The organism is Haemophilus haemolyticus (assembly GCF_003351405.1).
Classification (GTDB): domain Bacteria; phylum Pseudomonadota; class Gammaproteobacteria; order Enterobacterales; family Pasteurellaceae; genus Haemophilus; species Haemophilus haemolyticus_N.
Genome location: NZ_CP031240.1, coordinates 909,738 through 927,967 on the forward strand (window position 1 = coordinate 909,738; position 18,230 = coordinate 927,967).

Genomic DNA, 18,230 nt, shown 5'->3' on the forward strand with positions numbered 1-18,230 from the left:
AATTCTCCTTAAAATTTGACCGCTCTTTTCTGCTTAGAACATAAAATATCGTTGTCCCAATGGCACCGTATCCACGGGTTCGCAGGTAATGAGTTCACCATCAACACGCACTTCATAGCGTTCTGGATCTATCGTGATTTCAGGCGTAGCATTGTTGTGAACGAGATCTTTTTTACCCACACTGCGGCAGCCTTTCACGGCAATAGTTTCTTTGTGTAAACCGAATTTCGCACGAATATCGGCTTTTTCAGCGGCTTGTGAAACGAAGAACACTGCTGTTTGTGCTGTCGCCAAACCTTGTGCACCGTACATTGGACGGTAGAATACAGGTTGCGGCGTTGGAATTGAGGCATTTGGGTCGCCCATTTTAGCGTAGCTAATAAAGCCTTTTTTAATTACCACTTCTGGTTTTACCCCAAAGAACATCGGTTTCCATAACACAATATCTGCAATTTTGCCCACTTCTAATGAACCGATATGATCCGCAATACCATGAGCAATTGCTGGATTGATGGTGTATTTCGCAATATAGCGTTTAATACGGAAGTTATCGTTTCCTTCATTACCTAGCTCGCCACGTTGCATTTTCATTTTATCTGCCGTTTGCCATGTACGAATAACGACTTCGCCAATACGTCCCATTGCTTGAGAGTCTGAACTCATAATGGAGAATACGCCCATATCGTGCAAGATGTCTTCCGCTGCAATAGTTTCAGGGCGAATACGACTATCAGCAAATGCCACGTCTTCTGGTACGCGTTTATCTAAGTGATGGCAAACCATCAACATATCTAAATGTTCATCAATGGTGTTTTTCGTAAATGGACGAGTCGGGTTGGTTGAAGCGGGCAATACGTTTGGATACATTGCCGCTTTAATGATGTCAGGCGCATGACCGCCACCAGCACCTTCTGTGTGGAAGGTGTGAATCACACGTCCATCAATCGCTTTCATGGTATCTTCTAAGAAGCCACTTTCATTTAGCGTATCGGTGTGAATGGCCACTTGAATATCCATTTCATCTGCCACTTTTAAGGCAGAATCAATTACTGCAGGCGTTGCGCCCCAGTCTTCGTGGATTTTTAAGCCTAATGCGCCTGCTTCAATTTGTTCGCGTAGCGGATCTAAAGTTGAGCAGTTTCCTTTACCAAAAAAACCGACGTTTACAGGCAATGCCTCTGCTGCTTGGAACATACGCTCCATATACCAAGCGCCCGGTGTACAAGTGGTTGCGTGCGTACCATCAGCCGGGCCTGTTCCGCCACCAATTAAAGTCGTAACCCCACTTTCAATCGCATGTTGTGCTTGTTGAGGGCAAATAAAGTGAATGTGGGTATCAATACCGCCAGCGGTTGCAATTAAATGAGCACCATTATGCACTTCCGTACTAGCACCGATAATCATGTTTGGCGTGACGTTATCCATGGTGTCAGGGTTACCTGCTTGTCCAATACCGACAATACGACCATCGCGAATACCAATATCGGCTTTGATAATGCCTAATTTAGCATCAATGATCATCACGTTGGTAATGACAAAATCCAATACATTTGGATTATCGCGAGTTGCGGTACCGCTTTGCGCCATGCCATCACGCACGCTTTTACCGCCACCAAATTTACACTCATCACCTTTGGTTAATAAATCTTGTTCAATGGTTGCCCATAAATTGGTATCGCCTAAACGGACTTTATCACCCACCGTAGGGCCATAAGTTGCTACATATTGCGCTCTTGAAATTGTTAATGCCATTCTGCCCTACCTTATAATTTTCCATCAATTTTATTATGGAAACCGTAAATGATTTGGTTACCACCAAAAGCAACTAATTCTACTGATTTCACTTCACCTGGTTCAAAACGCACTGCGTTACCAGATGGCACATTTAAACGCATTCCGCGTGCTAAAGTGCGGTCAAATTTAAGGGCATTATTGGTCTCAAAAAAATGGTAGTGAGAGCCAACTTGAATGGGTCTATCGCCTGAGTTAGTTACTTCAATTATCACTGTTTTTCTGTCGACATTAGCGAGAATATCGCCTTCGGCTAATTGGTATTCGCCTGGGATCATAGTATTTAAATCCTTCTATTTTTTATCTAATCGGATTATGCACGGTAACAAGTTTTGTACCATCTGGGAAAGTCGCTTCAATCTGGACTTCATGAACCATTTCTGCCACACCTTCCATGACATCATCAACGGTTAAAAGTGTTGAGCCATATTGCATCACTTCCGCTACACTCATTCCGTCCCTTGCTGCCTCTTGTAAATGGCTCGCAATATAAGCAATGGTTTCTGGATAATTTAATTTAACGCCTCTCATTTTACGTTTTGCAGCCAGTTCACCGGCCAAAAAGAGCATTAGCTTTTCTTGTTCTCTTGATGTTAAGTGCATATATTCATTCCTTCATTTATTTATCGCACAAAGAGCGGCGAATTTTACGTAAAAAATCCAAATAGGAAAAACATTTTGTCAGAATTTTTTATGAATAGCCCTTGAAAGCGAAAAAATGTTCCTTATATAAAAACCGCACTTACAAATTCTTAAGAAGGAAATTAATCATGAATATTCGTCCTTTACACGATCGTGTAATTATTAAACGTGAAGAAGTCGAAACCCGTTCAGCTGGCGGTATCGTATTGACAGGTTCAGCAGCGACTAAATCAACCCGCGCGAAAGTATTAGCTGTGGGGAAAGGTCGTATTTTAGAAAATGGCACTGTTCAACCATTAGATGTGAAAGTGGGCGATACCGTAATTTTCAACGACGGTTACGGTGTGAAAAGCGAAAAAATCGATGGTGAAGAAGTATTAATCATTTCTGAAAATGACATCTTAGCAATTGTAGAATAATTAGATAAGGGAAAAGAAAATGGCAGCAAAAGACGTAAAATTTGGTAATGACGCACGCGTAAAAATGCTTAAAGGCGTGAATGTATTAGCCGATGCAGTAAAAGTAACCCTTGGCCCGAAAGGTCGTAATGTAATTTTAGATAAATCATTTGGTGCACCAACTATCACTAAAGACGGTGTGTCTGTTGCTCGTGAAATCGAATTAGAAGATAAATTCGAAAACATGGGTGCGCAAATGGTGAAAGAAGTGGCATCTAAAGCAAATGACGCTGCAGGTGATGGTACAACCACGGCAACTGTACTTGCGCAAGCTATCGTAAATGAAGGCTTGAAAGCAGTCGCGGCAGGCATGAATCCGATGGATTTAAAACGTGGTATTGATAAAGCGGTAAGTGCGGTTGTTTCTGAGCTTAAAAATTTATCTAAACCTTGTGAAACAGCGAAAGAAATTGAACAAGTAGGTACCATTTCTGCAAACTCTGACAGCATTGTGGGTCAATTAATCTCACAAGCGATGGGAAAAGTGGGTAAAGAAGGCGTGATTACCGTTGAAGATGGTACAGGTCTTGAAGATGAATTAGATGTGGTTGAAGGTATGCAATTCGACCGTGGTTACCTTTCTCCATATTTCATCAACAAACCAGAAACTGCAACTGTTGAATTAGATAATCCATATCTTCTTCTTGTTGATAAAAAAATCTCTAACATCCGTGAATTACTTCCTGTGTTAGAAGGCGTTGCGAAAGCAGGTAAACCGTTATTAATTATCGCTGAAGATGTGGAAGGTGAAGCACTTGCAACTTTAGTGGTGAACACTATGCGCGGTATTGTGAAAGTTGCAGCAGTAAAAGCGCCAGGTTTTGGTGATCGTCGTAAAGCGATGTTACAAGATATCGCGATTTTAACTGCAGGTACGGTGATTTCTGAAGAAATCGGCATGGAACTTGAAAAAGCAACATTAGAAGATTTAGGTCAAGCAAAACGTGTTGTTATCAATAAAGACAACACAACCATTATTGATGGTATTGGTGATGAATCTCAAATCAAAGGTCGTGTGGCTCAAATTCGTCAACAAATTGAAGAATCAACCTCTGACTACGATAAAGAAAAACTTCAAGAACGCGTGGCTAAATTAGCTGGCGGTGTGGCAGTAATCAAAGTAGGCGCAGCAACTGAAGTTGAAATGAAAGAGAAAAAAGACCGTGTGGATGATGCATTACATGCAACTCGTGCCGCGGTTGAAGAAGGTATCGTTGCAGGTGGTGGCGTTGCATTAGTTCGCGCAGCAGCGAAAGTTGCAGCAAGCCTAAAAGGTGACAACGAAGAACAAAATGTGGGTATCAAACTTGCATTACGCGCGATGGAAGCACCTTTACGTCAAATCGTAACTAACGCGGGTGAAGAAGCATCTGTTGTGGCAAGTGCGGTTAAAAATGGCGAAGGAAACTTTGGTTATAACGCAGGTACAGAACAATACGGCGATATGATCGAAATGGGTATCTTAGATCCAACTAAAGTAACTCGTTCTGCGTTACAATTTGCAGCGTCTGTAGCAGGCTTAATGATTACCACTGAATGTATGGTAACCGAGCTTCCAAAAGATGAAAAAGCTGACCTAGGCGCAGGCATGGGCGGTATGGGTGGAATGGGCGGAATGATGTAATTCGCCCATCATCAGGTAAAAAGTGCGGTCGTTTTTCCACAAGGAAAAGCGATCGCTTTTTTATTTACAAAGGTTTACACTAATTTCAAATTTACTCAGGACATCTATTATGCTCATTTCTCATTCTGACCTTAACCAACAACTTAAATCTGCTGGAATCGGCTTTAATGCAACAGAACTACACGGTTTTTTAAGTGGTTTACTTTGTGGTGGCTTAAAAGATCAAAGTTGGCTACCGCTCTTATATCAATTCAGCAATGATAATCACGCTTACCCAACAGCATTAGTTCAACCCGTTACAGAACTTTATGAACAAATTAGTCAAACCTTATCAAATGTTGAAGGATTTACCTTTGAACTTGGTTTAACCGAAGATGAAAATGTCTTTGCGCAAGCGGATAGCTTATCTGACTGGGCAAACCAATTCTTACTTGGTCTTGGCTTAGCACAACCTGAATTAGCAAAAGAAAAAGGCGAAATTGGCGAAGCCGTAGATGATTTACAAGATATTTGCCAACTTGGTTATGATGAAGACGATAACGAAGAAGAGCTTGCGGAAGCACTAGAAGAAATCGTTGAGTATGTTCGCACCATTGCTATGTTGTTCTATTCTCATTTCAACGAAGGAGAAATAGAGAGCAAACCTGTATTACATTAAGGAGATCTCGAATGGAATTGGCTTATATGGCTGAATTGCCTAAAGAAGAATTTGAGGAACGCCGCACACGAGTATTCGCTCAAATGCAACCTAATTCGGCATTATTGCTTTTTTCTGAAATCGAAAAACGCCGTAATAATGATTGTACCTATCCTTTCCGTCAAGATAGCTATTTTTGGTATTTAACGGGCTTTAATGAACCGAATGCAGCACTGTTATTACTGAAAACAGAACAAGCAGAAAAAGCCATTATTTTTCTTCGTCCACGCGATCCGTTACTTGAAACGTGGAATGGTCGCCGATTAGGTGTTGAGCTTGCACCACAGCAACTTAATGTAAATGAAGCCTATTCTATTGAAGAATTCGCTACCGTACTGCCCCAAATACTAAAAAATTTGACCGCACTTTACCATGTGCCAGAAATTCATACTTGGGGTGATAAATTAGTGACAGAAAGTGCGGTGAGTTTTAGCGATATTTTAGATTGGCGACCAATGCTCAGCGAAATGCGCCTTATAAAATCGCCTAATGAAATCCGATTAATGCAACAAGCGGGACAAATTACGGCACTTGGGCATATTAAAGCGATGCAAACGACACATCCAAATCGCTTTGAATATGAAATTGAAAGCGATATTTTGCATGAATTTAATCGCCATTGTGCCAGATTTCCTTCTTACAATTCCATTGTTGCAGGGGGAAGTAACGCCTGTATTTTGCACTACACAGAAAATGATCGTCCATTAAATGATGGGGATTTAGTGTTAATCGATGCTGGCTGTGAATTTGCCATGTATGCGGGTGATATTACCCGCACTTTTCCTGTAAATGGAAAATTTAGCCAGCCTCAACGTGAAATTTATGAGTTAGTTTTAAAAGCACAAAAACGTGCGATTGAGTTACTTATACCTGGCAATTCCATTAAGCAAGCCAATGACGAAGTCATTCGTATTAAAACCCAAGGATTAGTGGATTTAGGCATCTTACAAGGTGATGTCGATACACTCATTGAACAACAAGTTTATCGCCAATTTTATATGCATGGATTAGGACACTGGCTAGGTTTAGATGTGCATGATGTGGGTAGCTATGGTCAGGATAAACAGCGTATACTCGAAATCGGCATGGTGATTACCGTTGAGCCTGGTATTTATATTTCAGAAGATGCTGATGTTCCAGAGCAATACAAAGGGATTGGCGTGCGCATTGAAGACAATTTGCTTATGACTGAATATGGTAATAAAATCCTAACCGCAGCGGCCCCTAAAGAAATTGCAGACATTGAAAATTTAATGAATTTTTCATAAAAATGTTTAAATTGTGATCTAGTACACAGTTTTTTATTGCTCAAAATGTTAGCATTAGAACCAGTTAAAAGCCGAACCAATCAGTTAAGGAGTCGATTATGTACAAACACGTTTTAGTGGCAGTAGATCTTTCTGAAGAGAGTCCAGTTTTACTTAAAAAAGCGGTTGGGGTTGCAAAACGCCATGAAGCAAAACTTTCTATCATCCACGTTGATGTAAACTTCTCGGATCTTTACACTGGATTGATTGATGTGAATATGTCTTCAATGCAAGACAGAATTTCCACGGAAACACAAAAAGCCTTGTTAGATTTAGCTGAAAGTGCGGATTATCCAATTTCAGAAAAATTGAGTGGCAGTGGTGATTTAGGGCAAGTTCTAAGTGATGCTATCGAACAATATGATGTAGATTTATTAGTGACGGGACATCACCAAGATTTTTGGAGTAAGTTAATGTCTTCAACACGTCAAGTGATGAATACGATTAAAATTGATATGTTGGTTGTTCCGCTTAGAGATGAATAATTAACAAGAAATTGTTTTTTGAATAATCTGAAATAACTTAAATTTTAACCGCACTTCTCAAATAGCGTCGTGAAGTGCGGTTTTATTTTGGGGTTTTGGCAAAAAGCCTTTTTATAAATTTCAAAAATATGCAAAAATAGTACGGTTTAGTTTTTATTTTTATTATGGGTAACAAGGATTCTTTTTAATGAAAAAAACGGCAGAAATAAGACAATCATTCCTTGATTTTTTCCATAGCAAAGGCCACCAAGTAGTTGAGAGTAGCTCACTTGTGCCGGAAAATGATCCGACTTTGCTTTTCACAAATGCTGGGATGAACCAATTTAAGGATGTATTCCTTGGAATGGATAAACGCCCTTATTCTAGAGCCACCACCGCGCAACGTTGCGTACGTGCTGGTGGTAAACATAACGACTTAGAAAATGTGGGTTATACCGCGCGTCATCATACTTTCTTTGAAATGCTCGGTAACTTTAGTTTTGGTGATTACTTTAAACACGATGCTATTAATTTTGCTTGGGAATATTTAACCTCCCCACAATGGCTTGGTTTACCTAAAGAAAAACTATGGGTAACCGTGTATGAAACCGATGATGAAGCCTACAACATCTGGAATAAAGAAGTCGGTGTGCCTGCTGAACGTATTATTCGCATTGGCGACAATAAAGGTGCACCTTATGCATCAGACAACTTCTGGGCGATGGGCGATACGGGTCCTTGCGGTCCTTGTACTGAAATTTTCTACGATCACGGTGATCATATTTGGGGCGGACCTCCAGGCTCACCAGAAGAAGATGGCGACCGTTATATCGAAATCTGGAACGTTGTGTTCATGCAATTCAACCGTTTAGCCGATGGCACAATGGAAAAATTACCGCGTCCATCTGTTGACACAGGTATGGGCTTAGAGCGTATTTCTGCTGTATTGCAACATGTGAACTCAAACTACGAGATTGATATTTTCAAAACATTAATCGCAAAAACGGCTGAAGTTGTAGGTACGAAAGATTTAAGTAATAAATCATTACGTGTTATTGCTGACCATATTCGTTCTTGTGCATATTTAATCGCAGATGGCGTTATTCCATCAAACGAAGGCCGTGGTTATGTCTTACGTCGTATTATTCGCCGCGCAGTTCGTCACGGTCACTTATTAGGTGCCAAAGAAGCCTTTTTCTATAAACTCGTGCCAACTCTAATTGAAGTGATGGCTGAAGCTGGAAAAGACGTAAAAGAAAAACAAGTAAATGTTGAAAAACTATTACGTTTGGAAGAAGAACAATTTGCTCGTACTCTAGAGCGTGGCTTGAGCTTATTAGATGAAGCCCTTGCTCAAGTAAAAGATGGTGTTCTTTCAGGTGAAGTTGCATTCAAACTGTATGACACCTATGGTTTCCCATTAGATTTAACGGCTGATGTATGTCGTGAGCGCAATATCACTATTGATGAACAAGCGTTTGACCGTGAAATGGAAGCACAACGTACTCGTGCTCAAGCCGCGAGTCAGTTTGGTGTGGACTACAACAGCGTTATTCGTGTAGATGGCGAAACTAAGTTTGAAGGCTATACTGAAGTCGAATCTCAAGCAAAAATCACCGCACTTTTCTATGATGGTAAATCAGTAGAAAGTATTAAAGCAGGTCAAAGTGCAGTTGTTATTTTAGAAAATACGCCGTTTTATGCAGAATCAGGTGGTCAGATTGGCGATAGCGGATATTTAAGCGCACAAGGCGTGACCTTTAATGTTAAAGATACCCAAAAATATGGGCAAGTATTTGGACACATTGGAGAATTAACGCAAGGAAGCTTGAAAGTTGGGCAAACTGTGAATGCTATTGTGGATGCGGAACGTCGCCATAACACATCGCTCAATCACTCAGCAACACACTTATTACACGCAGCCTTACGTCAAGTTTTAGGTCAACATGTTGTGCAAAAAGGCTCACTTGTTTCAGATAAAGCCTTGCGTTTTGACTTTGCACAACCTGAATCAATTACAAAAGAACAATTAACTCAAATTGAAACATTAGTAAACCAAAAAATCCGTGCTAACTTCCCTGTTCAAACGGATATTATGGACATTGATTCAGCAAAAGCTAAAGGGGCAATGGCGCTCTTTGGCGAGAAATATGGTGATAACGTTCGCGTATTAACCATGGGCGATTTCTCAATTGAGCTTTGTGGAGGTATTCACGCAAAACGCACTGGGGATATCGGTCTATTTAAAATTATTACTGAAAGCGCAGTGGCGGCAGGCGTTCGTCGTATTGAAGCTGTAACTGGTGAAAATGCAATTGAGTGGTTACATAATCAACAACGTATTCTGACCCAAAGCGCAGACTTATTCAAATCAGACGTAAATACCTTAGTAGAAAAAATCCAACAACTTCAAGACAAAGCGAAGAAAGTGGAAAAAGAATTGCAAGGTCTAAAAGAGAAAGCCGCAATGCAGGCTGGTTCTGATTTTGTAAAAAGTGCGGTGAAAATCAATGGTGTTTCTGTTATCGCACAACAATTAGACGGCATAGAAACAAAATCATTACGTGTGATGGTCGATGATTTAAAAAATCAGCTCGGCTCAGGCGTAATCGCATTCGCATCAATCTTAGATGAAAAAGTCAACCTTGTCGTTGGTGTAACAAACGATTTAACTACCAAAGTAAAAGCTGGAGAGCTCGTTAATTTAATGGCTCAACAGGTCGGGGGTAAAGGCGGTGGTCGTCCGGATATGGCAATGGCAGGAGGCTCCCAACCAGAAAATGTGGCACAAGCAGTTAAAGCGGCGCAGGACTGGTTAAACAAAAATCTGTAGTACAAGCCGGTTGGTGGGATGCCAACCCTTCCTTGATTGATAGGGATATCTAATAAATGCAAACTAAGGAGATAAAAGATGTTAATCTTGACTCGTAAAGTTGGCGAAAGTGTACTTATTGGAAATGATATTTCTATCACGATTTTGAGTGTACGTGGAAACCAAGTTAAACTCGGTGTAGAAGCGCCTAAAGAAGTATCCGTTCACCGAGAAGAAATTTACCAACGAATTAAACAGATGAAAGATGAACAATTAGACAGTTCATCATAATCGTAAATAATGGATTTTATATTATGAAAGCAATTATTCCTGTAGCCGGTCTAGGTACACGTATGTTGCCTGCCACGAAGGCGATTCCGAAGGAAATGCTCACTTTGGTTGATAAGCCATTGATTCAATACGTGGTAAATGAATGTGTTGCAGCTGGCATAAAAGAAATTGTGCTTGTCACGCATTCATCAAAAAATGCTATCGAAAACCATTTTGATACTTCTTTTGAACTAGAAACAATGCTAGAAAAACGTGTTAAGCGTCAACTTCTAGAAGAAGTGCGTTCTATCTGTCCAAAAGATGTAACTATTATGCATGTTCGCCAAGGTAATGCAAAAGGACTTGGTCACGCCGTGTTGTGCGGTCGCCCACTTGTAGGCAATGAATCATTTGCTGTTGTATTACCTGACGTATTGTTAGCTGATTTCAGTGCAGATCAGAAAAAAGAAAATCTTTCTGCAATGATTAAACGCTTTAATGAAACTGGTGCAAGCCAAATTATGGTAACGCCTGTTCCACAAGAAAATGTGAGTAGCTATGGTGTTGCAGACTGTGGTGGCGTAGTTCTTAATGGTGGTGAAAGTGCAAAAATTAATAACATTGTTGAAAAACCTGCCGTTGAAGAGGCGCCATCGAACCTCGCTGTAGTTGGTCGTTATGTATTTTCTGCTGAAATCTGGGATTTGTTGGAAAAAACTCCTGTAGGTGTAGGAGATGAAATCCAATTAACTGATGCTATTGATATGCTCATTGAAAAAGAAACTGTTGAAGCATTCCATATGACAGGTGAAACGTTCGACTGTGGTGATAAAATTGGCTATATGGAAGCTTTCGTAGAATACGGTATTCGTCACGAAAAATTAGGTAAAGAATTCAAAACCTTTATCAAAAATTTAGCAAAAACGCTATAAATAGCACTAATACAGATAAAATGGACAAAATGAAAGATTTTGTCCATTTTTGTTTTATTATTAATATAGAATATTGCTTAATGCATAAATATGCGCAATAATAGAATAATTAATCAAATTGAAAAGGGAAAGCTATGGCACTTTGGGGTGGGCGTTTTACGCAGGCAGCAGATAAACGTTTTAAAGATTTTAACGACTCATTACGTTTTGATTATCGTTTGGCTGAACAGGATATTCAAGGCTCGATTGGTTGGTCCAAAGCCTTGGTGAAAGTCAATGTATTAACTATCGAAGAACAGCATCAACTTGAGCAAGCACTAAATGAATTACTTATTGAAGTGCGGTCAAATCCGCAAGCAATTTTACAAGATGATGCTGAAGATATTCATAGTTGGGTTGAAAGTAAGCTAATCGATAAAGTAGGTAACCTTGGTAAAAAATTACATACCGGCCGTAGCCGTAATGATCAAGTGGCAGTAGATATAAAACTGTGGTGCAAACAACGTGTGGTTGAATTACAAGAATCAGTACGTAATTTGCAACGACACTTAGTTCAAACCGCAGAAAACACACAACAAGCAGTTATGCCTGGCTATACCCATTTACAACGAGCTCAACCAATCACTTTTGCTCATTGGTGTATGGCATATGTGGAAATGTTCGACCGCGACTATTCACGTTTAACAGATGCGTATAATCGTATGAATACCTGTCCACTTGGTAGTGGTGCGCTGGCTGGTACGGCTTATGCCGTAGATCGTGATTCACTTGCGCACGATCTTGGTTTTGCTTTCGCGACTAGAAATAGCTTAGATAGCGTCTCTGACCGCGATCATATCGTAGAATTACTTTCCATCGCCTCCCTCAGTATGGCGCATCTTTCTCGCTTTGCTGAAGATATGATTATCTTTAACAGCGGAGAGGCAAATTTCGTCGAGCTATCTGATCGAGTGACTTCTGGCTCATCATTAATGCCACAAAAGAAAAATCCTGATGCATGTGAGTTAATTCGAGGCAAAGCAGGCAGGGTGATTGGCTCATTAACAGGCATGTTAATCACCTTAAAAGGCTTGCCACTTGCGTATAATAAAGATATGCAAGAAGACAAAGAGGGAATTTTTGATGCCTTAGATACTTGGCAAAACTGTGTGGATATGGCAACGTTCGTATTAGATGAATTGAAAGTAAATGTTGAACGTACTCGTGAAGCCGCGTTAAAAGGTTATTCAAACGCAACTGAATTAGCGGATTATTTAGTCTCTAAGGGCGTACCTTTCCGAGATTCCCATCATATCGTGGGTGAAACGGTTGTTTATGCCATCGAGAAAGGTAAAGGATTAGAAGATCTTACTATCCCTGAATTCCGCCAATTTAGTGAAGTAGTGGGAGATGATGTTTACGAGATTCTTTCCCTCCAATCTTGCTTAGACAAACGTTGTGCAAAAGGTGGTGTATCGCCATTGCGTGTTGCTGAAGCTATTGCAGAAGCCAAAACAAGATTTGCTTAATCATATTTTAACGCGCATATCACAAGATTTCACAAGACTCCCTTGCAATCCACTGAATAGCCCCAATTATGAGTAGCAACACTTAAATAAGATGATAAAAAAAGTGCGGGAAAAACTACCGCACTTTTTATTTCAATTAGGAATAATCAATGACCAATCAACAAGACTATACTCAAGACAATGACAAGCTTTACCGTTATCTTTTCGAAAATCGTGCGGTTCGTGGGGAATGGGTTCGCTTAAATAAAACATTTACTGATACATTAAACACCCATCAGTATCCTAAAGCAGTACAGGATTTATTGGGTGAAATGATGGTGGCGACTAATTTGCTTACTGCCACACTAAAATTTGACGGCAATATCACCGTACAAATTCAAGGCGATGGCCCATTACGCTTAGCATTAGTAAATGGCAATGATCAACAACAAATCCGCGCCCTTGCTCGAGTGGATGGCAACATCACTGAAAATATGAGCCTACATAATATGATTGGTAAAGGTGTATTGGTCATTACTATTGCACCAAAAGAAGGCGAACGCTATCAAGGTGTAATTAGCTTGGATAAACCGACAATCACAGAATGCTTAGAAGATTATTTTGTACGCTCAGAACAGCTTCAAACTCAATTAATTATTCGTACTGGAGAATATGAAGGCAAGTCAGTAGCAGCAGGTATGTTATTACAAATTATGCCTGATGGTTCTGGTACACCAGAAGATTTTGAGCATTTAACTACGCTCGCAGCAACAGTAAAAGACGAAGAATTATTTGGTCTCCCTGCAGAAGAGTTACTCTACCGTTTATATCACGAAGAAACCGTCAATCTTTATCCAGCACAAGATGTACAATTTTTCTGTGGCTGCTCTGCTGAGCGTTCTGGTTCTGCATTGCTGCTCATCTCCGATGAAGAAATTGACGAAATATTAGCCGAACATAAAGGCAGTATTGATATGCAATGTGAGTGCTGTGGTACACACTATTTCTTTAATAAAGAAGCGATTGAAAAATTAAAATCAACAAAACTTTAAAAACAATCCCGATGCTATGTCGGGATTTTTGATCTACATCATCAATACACCTAAAAATAGGTAATAGAGAGCTATAATTTTTCAAAAATGAGATCTAGTTAACATTTTTTTACATTGACATTCTTTAGAATAGGCGACAGTTAAATTTTAATCTTAAATATTAGAGGTGACTTATGACAGACTTAAACAAAGTAGTAAAAGAACTTGAAGCTCTAGGCATTTATGACGTAAAAGAAGTTGTCTACAATCCAAGCTACGAGCAATTGTTCGAAGAAGAAACCAATCCAGGTTTAGAAGGCTTTGAAAAAGGTACTTTAACTACGACTGGTGCAGTAGCTGTGGATACTGGTATCTTTACTGGCCGTTCACCAAAAGATAAATATATTGTGTTAGATGAAAAAACCAAAGATACTGTTTGGTGGACCTCTGAAGCAGCGAAAAATGACAACAAACCAATGAACCAAGCTACATGGCAAAGCTTAAAAGATTTGGTGACTAACCAACTTTCTCGTAAACGCTTATTTGTGGTTGATGGTTTCTGTGGCGCTAGCGAACACGACCGTATTGCAGTACGTATTGTCACTGAAGTTGCATGGCAAGCACACTTTGTGAAAAATATGTTTATTCGCCCAACTGAAGAACAACTCAAAAATTTTGAACCAGATTTCGTTGTAATGAACGGTTCTAAAGTAACCAATCCAAACTGGAAAGAACAAGGTTTAAATTCAGAAAACTTCGTTGCTTTCAACTTAACTGAGCGCATTCAATTAATCGGTGGTACTTGGTACGGCGGTGAAATGAAAAAAGGTATGTTCTCAATGATGAACTACTTCCTACCACTTAAAGGTGTTGGCGCAATGCACTGCTCAGCTAACGTTGGTAAAGATGGCGATGTAGCAATCTTCTTCGGCTTATCTGGTACAGGTAAAACAACCCTTTCAACCGATCCAAAACGTGAATTAATCGGTGACGATGAACACGGTTGGGATGATGTTGGTATCTTTAACTTTGAAGGTGGTTGCTATGCGAAAACCATTCACCTTTCAGAAGAAAATGAACCAGATATTTACCGCGCTATCCGTCGCGATGCATTATTAGAAAACGTAGTTGTTCGTGCAGATGGTTCTGTTGATTTTGATGACGGTTCAAAAACAGAAAATACTCGCGTGTCTTACCCAATTTATCACATTGATAACATTGTAAAACCAGTTTCTCGTGCTGGTCACGCAACTAAAGTTATTTTCTTAACTGCTGATGCATTTGGCGTGTTACCACCAGTATCTAAATTGACACCAGAACAAACTAAATACTACTTCTTATCAGGTTTCACTGCAAAATTAGCAGGGACTGAACGTGGTATTACTGAACCAACTCCAACTTTCTCAGCATGTTTCGGTGCTGCGTTCTTAACGCTTCACCCAACTCAATATGCAGAAGTGTTAGTAAAACGTATGCAAGCAGCCGGTGCTGAAGCTTACTTAGTGAATACTGGTTGGAATGGTACAGGCAAACGTATCTCAATCAAAGATACTCGCGGAATTATTGATGCAATCTTAGATGGCTCAATTGAAAAAGCTGAAATGGGCGAATTGCCAATCTTCAACTTAGCAATTCCTAAAGCATTACCAGGTGTAGATTCTGCAATCTTAGATCCTCGTGATACTTACGCAGATAAAGCACAATGGCAATCAAAAGCTGAAGACTTAGCAGGTCGCTTTGTGAAAAACTTTGTTAAATATGCAACTAACGAAGAAGGCAAAGCTTTAATTGCAGCTGGTCCTAAAGCTTAATTAAAAATACTAAAAATATTAACCGCACTTTGGGTAACTGAAGTGCGGTCATTTTTTATCTGTTTTCAAGCTGATAAATGTATTCAAAAATTGACAAAAATCCAGTAAAATCACCACGTTTTAACTTTCGTCAATTAAAAGGACAATGTAATGCTTAACCAAATTAAAAAAGATGCTCAAGATCGTATGGAAAAAAGCCTTGAAGCATTAAAAGGCCATATTTCGAAAATCCGTACTGGTCGTGCACAACCAAGTTTACTTGATACAATTCAAGTTGAATATTATGGTGCGGCGACTCCACTTCGCCAATTAGCAAACGTAGTGGCAGAAGATGCACGTACTTTAGCTGTAACTGTTTTTGATCGTTCTTTAATCTCTGCGGTAGAAAAAGCAATTTTAACCTCAGATTTAGGTTTAAACCCATCTTCAGCGGGTACCACAATCCGTGTTCCGCTTCCTCCATTAACAGAAGAACGTCGTCGCGATTTAATCAAAATTGTAAAAGGCGAAGGTGAACAAGGTAAAGTTGCGGTTCGCAACGTGCGTCGTGATGCGAATGATAAAATCAAAGCATTATTAAAAGACAAAGAAATTAGCGAAAACGAACAACATAAAGCAGAAGAAGAAATCCAAAAAATCACAGATATTTACATTAAAAAAGTAGATGAAGTATTAGCGGATAAAGAAAAAGAATTGATGGATTTCTAATCATAAAAAAAATGCGAAAGGCAGACAGTTTTGTCTGCCTTTATTTTATTAGGTATGCGAATTTAGACGTACCAATGAAAATATAATCAACAAAGTGCGGTAAAGATTCTATGCAAAAACAAAACATTGTCATTCTTGGTTCAACGGGATCAATCGGTAAGAGCACCCTTTCCGTTATCGAAAATAACCCTCAGAAATATCATGCATTTGCACTCGTCGGCGGAAAAAACGTAGAAGTAATGTTTGAACAATGTATCAAATTCCGACCGCACTTTGCGGCTCTTGATGATGTAAATGCGGCTAAAATTTTACGTGAGAAATTAATTGCGCATCATATTCCAACGGAAGTATTAGCAGGACAACAAGCTATTTGTGAACTTGCAGCACATCCAGATTCCGATCAGATAATGGCATCGATTGTTGGTGCAGCAGGATTGTTACCGACTCTTTCAGCGGTTAAGGCTGGTAAAAGGGTATTACTAGCAAATAAAGAATCATTGGTAACCTGTGGACAGCTTTTTATTGATGCTGTAAAAAACTATGGCGCGAAGCTTTTACCAGTAGACAGTGAACATAATGCGATCTTTCAATCGTTACCGCCAGAAGCACAAGAAAAAATCGGTTTTTGCCCACTTTCTGAATTAGGTGTAAGTAAAATTATACTCACCGGTTCTGGCGGGCCATTCCGTTACACGCCACTTGAACAATTCACCAACATCACACCAGAACAAGCAGTTGCGCACCCTAATTGGTCTATGGGTAAAAAAATCTCTGTCGATTCAGCTACAATGATGAATAAGGGCTTGGAATACATTGAGGCTCGCTGGCTTTTCAACGCAAGTGGGGAAGAAATGGAAGTCATTATTCATCCACAATCGATTATTCATTCTATGGTGCGTTATGTTGATGGCTCAGTCATCGCTCAAATGGGAAACCCAGATATGCGTACACCAATTGCAGAAACTATGGCATATCCTCACCGCACTTTTGCGGGAGTAGAACCACTCGATTTCTTTAAAATCAAAGAACTAACATTTATTGAACCTGATTTTAATCGCTATCCAAATTTAAAACTGGCTATTGATGCCTTTGCTGCGGGTCAATATGCGACAACAGCAATGAATGCAGCTAATGAAATTGCCGTACAAGCATTTTTAGATCGTCAAATTAGCTTTATGGATATTACAAAAATTAATGCAAAAACAATTGAGAAAATTTCGCCTTATACCATTCAAAATATTGATGATGTACTCGAAATTGATGCACAAGCAAGAGAAATTGCGAAAACGCTAATTGGGGAATAGACCTAGCATAACTAGGTCTAGTTTATTCGATTTAATGGAATACAAATTCCAAAATACACATATAGGCTGCAATACAAAATAAAATAATCGCCAATAATTTTCTTGTTAAAGCCGGATTCATTAATCCACGCAATTTCATTGAGAAGAAACTCATTCCAAATGACCCCAAGGTAACGACACCAACTACAAGAAAATTTACATACCCTAATTGACCACTTAGGCTGATATCATAGGGAAAAACTCTAGTGAGATAGCCGTATAGATTACCAATACCGCCAATAATCATCATATAGTTCGTATAAACGGCAATTTGTTGCGTTTTTACCCCCTTTAATTGTCCGACAAGGGGAGCAAGAATAGAACCGCCTCCAATACCTGTAATACCCGCAATTAATCCTCCGCCACAACAGCTAATGCTACCTTTCGCTCGTTCTATAGGAGACATATTAGGCACTTCTATTTGTGTTCTCGATCTGTTTAAAAATGTTTTAATCGCTAGTGCACTCAAACTTACTGTAAAAATTAAACTAATTATCGCTGTAGAAAAATAAAAACTTAATTCAAAACCAATTTGCACGCCAATAACCATTGCTATAGACCATAAAATCATATTGATATGATCAATTTTAATTTTTTGCTTATGGAAAAATAATAAGTTAATCAATGCGGTACACATCACAATGGTAAGTGATGTAGCTGAAATAACTTGAATCGGCAATTCGGGAAATAATGTACGTAAAATTGGCACGATCAATACCCCACCGCCAATACCAAAAATAGCAGAAACCATATTGGTACAAATACCGCAAATCAGTAAGATAAAAATTGTGCTAAGTGCCATCTTAGATCCTATTTAAAAATTCATTTAATCATACTTCATTTTGACGTAAGA

General features: G+C 39.4%; 17 protein-coding genes. 13 read left to right on the forward strand and 4 right to left on the reverse strand.

The annotated features are described in order from the left end of the window. Positions 1-33: 33 nt before the first annotated feature. From ureC to ureA, 3 genes are read right to left on the reverse strand one after another with little or no spacing between them, the layout of a single operon-like run. Entirely contained in the window at positions 34-1,752 is a 1,719-nt protein-coding gene (gene ureC / locus DV427_RS04560; RefSeq protein ID WP_046952582.1) for an urease subunit alpha, read from the reverse strand. An 11-nt stretch (positions 1,753-1,763) separates the two neighbouring features. Further along, positions 1,764-2,069 carry an urease subunit beta gene (ureB, locus tag DV427_RS04565; RefSeq protein WP_114891455.1) on the reverse strand — a complete coding sequence of 102 codons (306 nt, stop codon included), beginning with the start codon at positions 2,067-2,069 and terminating at the stop codon, positions 1,764-1,766. Positions 2,070-2,091: 22 nt separating this feature from the next. Further along, complete coding sequence (gene ureA / locus DV427_RS04570) at positions 2,092-2,394, reverse strand: urease subunit gamma (RefSeq protein WP_114891456.1); 303 nt, start codon at positions 2,392-2,394, stop codon at positions 2,092-2,094. 167 nt (positions 2,395-2,561) lie between these two features. Between ureA and DV427_RS04575 the strand changes: the two genes are divergently transcribed. The 13 genes from DV427_RS04575 to ispC all read left to right on the forward strand — a co-directional run bounded on the left by DV427_RS04575 (position 2,562) and on the right by ispC (position 17,338). After that, positions 2,562-2,852 carry a co-chaperone GroES gene (locus tag DV427_RS04575; RefSeq protein WP_005629492.1) on the forward strand — a complete coding sequence of 97 codons (291 nt, stop codon included), beginning with the start codon at positions 2,562-2,564 and terminating at the stop codon, positions 2,850-2,852. Between the two features lie 19 nt (positions 2,853-2,871). Next, the gene (groL, locus tag DV427_RS04580) at positions 2,872-4,515 is read left to right on the forward strand and encodes a chaperonin GroEL (protein WP_114891457.1); all 1,644 of its coding nucleotides are present in this window, start codon (positions 2,872-2,874) and stop codon (positions 4,513-4,515) included. 109 nt (positions 4,516-4,624) lie between these two features. Next, a complete protein-coding gene (locus DV427_RS04585) occupies positions 4,625-5,173 on the forward strand; it encodes a YecA/YgfB family protein (protein ID WP_114891458.1) in 549 nt (182 codons plus the stop codon). 11 nt (positions 5,174-5,184) lie between these two features. Further along, entirely contained in the window at positions 5,185-6,480 is a 1,296-nt protein-coding gene (gene pepP, locus DV427_RS04590) for a Xaa-Pro aminopeptidase (protein ID WP_114891459.1), read from the forward strand. Between the two features lie 98 nt (positions 6,481-6,578). After that, positions 6,579-7,004, forward strand: a complete 426-nt coding sequence (gene uspA, locus DV427_RS04595; protein ID WP_005629483.1) for a universal stress protein UspA — start codon at positions 6,579-6,581, stop codon at positions 7,002-7,004. 187 nt (positions 7,005-7,191) lie between these two features. After that, a complete protein-coding gene (alaS, locus tag DV427_RS04600; RefSeq protein ID WP_114891460.1) occupies positions 7,192-9,816 on the forward strand; it encodes an alanine--tRNA ligase in 2,625 nt (874 codons plus the stop codon). 78 nt (positions 9,817-9,894) lie between these two features. Further along, positions 9,895-10,086 (forward strand): carbon storage regulator CsrA, encoded by a 192-nt coding sequence (gene csrA / locus DV427_RS04605; RefSeq protein ID WP_005625841.1) that lies wholly within the window; start codon positions 9,895-9,897, stop codon positions 10,084-10,086. A gap of 23 nt (positions 10,087-10,109) precedes the next feature. Beyond that, a complete protein-coding gene (gene galU / locus DV427_RS04610) occupies positions 10,110-10,997 on the forward strand; it encodes a UTP--glucose-1-phosphate uridylyltransferase GalU (protein WP_114891461.1) in 888 nt (295 codons plus the stop codon). Between the two features lie 134 nt (positions 10,998-11,131). Further along, positions 11,132-12,505, forward strand: a complete 1,374-nt coding sequence (argH, locus tag DV427_RS04615) for an argininosuccinate lyase (protein ID WP_114891462.1) — start codon at positions 11,132-11,134, stop codon at positions 12,503-12,505. 149 nt (positions 12,506-12,654) lie between these two features. Continuing rightward, positions 12,655-13,536, forward strand: coding sequence for an Hsp33 family molecular chaperone HslO (gene hslO, locus DV427_RS04620; RefSeq protein WP_114891463.1), 882 nt, complete (start codon positions 12,655-12,657; stop codon positions 13,534-13,536). A 173-nt stretch (positions 13,537-13,709) separates the two neighbouring features. Beyond that, entirely contained in the window at positions 13,710-15,326 is a 1,617-nt protein-coding gene (gene pckA / locus DV427_RS04625; protein WP_046939458.1) for a phosphoenolpyruvate carboxykinase (ATP), read from the forward strand. Between the two features lie 150 nt (positions 15,327-15,476). Continuing rightward, complete coding sequence (frr, locus tag DV427_RS04630; protein ID WP_114891464.1) at positions 15,477-16,034, forward strand: ribosome recycling factor; 558 nt, start codon at positions 15,477-15,479, stop codon at positions 16,032-16,034. Between the two features lie 110 nt (positions 16,035-16,144). Further along, positions 16,145-17,338 carry a 1-deoxy-D-xylulose-5-phosphate reductoisomerase gene (gene ispC / locus DV427_RS04635; protein WP_114891465.1) on the forward strand — a complete coding sequence of 398 codons (1,194 nt, stop codon included), beginning with the start codon at positions 16,145-16,147 and terminating at the stop codon, positions 17,336-17,338. A gap of 31 nt (positions 17,339-17,369) precedes the next feature. Here the strand turns inward: ispC and DV427_RS04640 are convergent, their stop codons facing one another. Further along, positions 17,370-18,179 (reverse strand): sulfite exporter TauE/SafE family protein, encoded by an 810-nt coding sequence (locus tag DV427_RS04640; protein ID WP_114891466.1) that lies wholly within the window; start codon positions 18,177-18,179, stop codon positions 17,370-17,372. Positions 18,180-18,230 lie beyond the last annotated feature (51 nt).

What these genes read in the sequence shown, in the direction of transcription:
- uspA (WP_005629483.1), top strand. Translation starts at nt 6,579, where the DNA reads ATGTACAAACACGTTTTAGTGGCAGTAGATCTTTCTGAAGAGAGTCCA.
- pepP (WP_114891459.1), top strand. Translation starts at nt 5,185, where the DNA reads ATGGAATTGGCTTATATGGCTGAATTGCCTAAAGAAGAATTTGAGGAA.
- csrA (WP_005625841.1), top strand. Translation starts at nt 9,895, where the DNA reads ATGTTAATCTTGACTCGTAAAGTTGGCGAAAGTGTACTTATTGGAAAT.
- DV427_RS04575 (WP_005629492.1), top strand. Translation starts at nt 2,562, where the DNA reads ATGAATATTCGTCCTTTACACGATCGTGTAATTATTAAACGTGAAGAA.
- argH (WP_114891462.1), top strand. Translation starts at nt 11,132, where the DNA reads ATGGCACTTTGGGGTGGGCGTTTTACGCAGGCAGCAGATAAACGTTTT.
- DV427_RS04640 (WP_114891466.1), bottom strand. Translation starts at nt 18,179, where the DNA reads ATGGCACTTAGCACAATTTTTATCTTACTGATTTGCGGTATTTGTACC.
- pckA (WP_046939458.1), top strand. Translation starts at nt 13,710, where the DNA reads ATGACAGACTTAAACAAAGTAGTAAAAGAACTTGAAGCTCTAGGCATT.
- groL (WP_114891457.1), top strand. Translation starts at nt 2,872, where the DNA reads ATGGCAGCAAAAGACGTAAAATTTGGTAATGACGCACGCGTAAAAATG.
- alaS (WP_114891460.1), top strand. Translation starts at nt 7,192, where the DNA reads ATGAAAAAAACGGCAGAAATAAGACAATCATTCCTTGATTTTTTCCAT.
- DV427_RS04585 (WP_114891458.1), top strand. Translation starts at nt 4,625, where the DNA reads ATGCTCATTTCTCATTCTGACCTTAACCAACAACTTAAATCTGCTGGA.
- ureA (WP_114891456.1), bottom strand. Translation starts at nt 2,394, where the DNA reads ATGCACTTAACATCAAGAGAACAAGAAAAGCTAATGCTCTTTTTGGCC.
- ureB (WP_114891455.1), bottom strand. Translation starts at nt 2,069, where the DNA reads ATGATCCCAGGCGAATACCAATTAGCCGAAGGCGATATTCTCGCTAAT.
- hslO (WP_114891463.1), top strand. Translation starts at nt 12,655, where the DNA reads ATGACCAATCAACAAGACTATACTCAAGACAATGACAAGCTTTACCGT.
- galU (WP_114891461.1), top strand. Translation starts at nt 10,110, where the DNA reads ATGAAAGCAATTATTCCTGTAGCCGGTCTAGGTACACGTATGTTGCCT.
- ureC (WP_046952582.1), bottom strand. Translation starts at nt 1,752, where the DNA reads ATGGCATTAACAATTTCAAGAGCGCAATATGTAGCAACTTATGGCCCT.
- frr (WP_114891464.1), top strand. Translation starts at nt 15,477, where the DNA reads ATGCTTAACCAAATTAAAAAAGATGCTCAAGATCGTATGGAAAAAAGC.
- ispC (WP_114891465.1), top strand. Translation starts at nt 16,145, where the DNA reads ATGCAAAAACAAAACATTGTCATTCTTGGTTCAACGGGATCAATCGGT.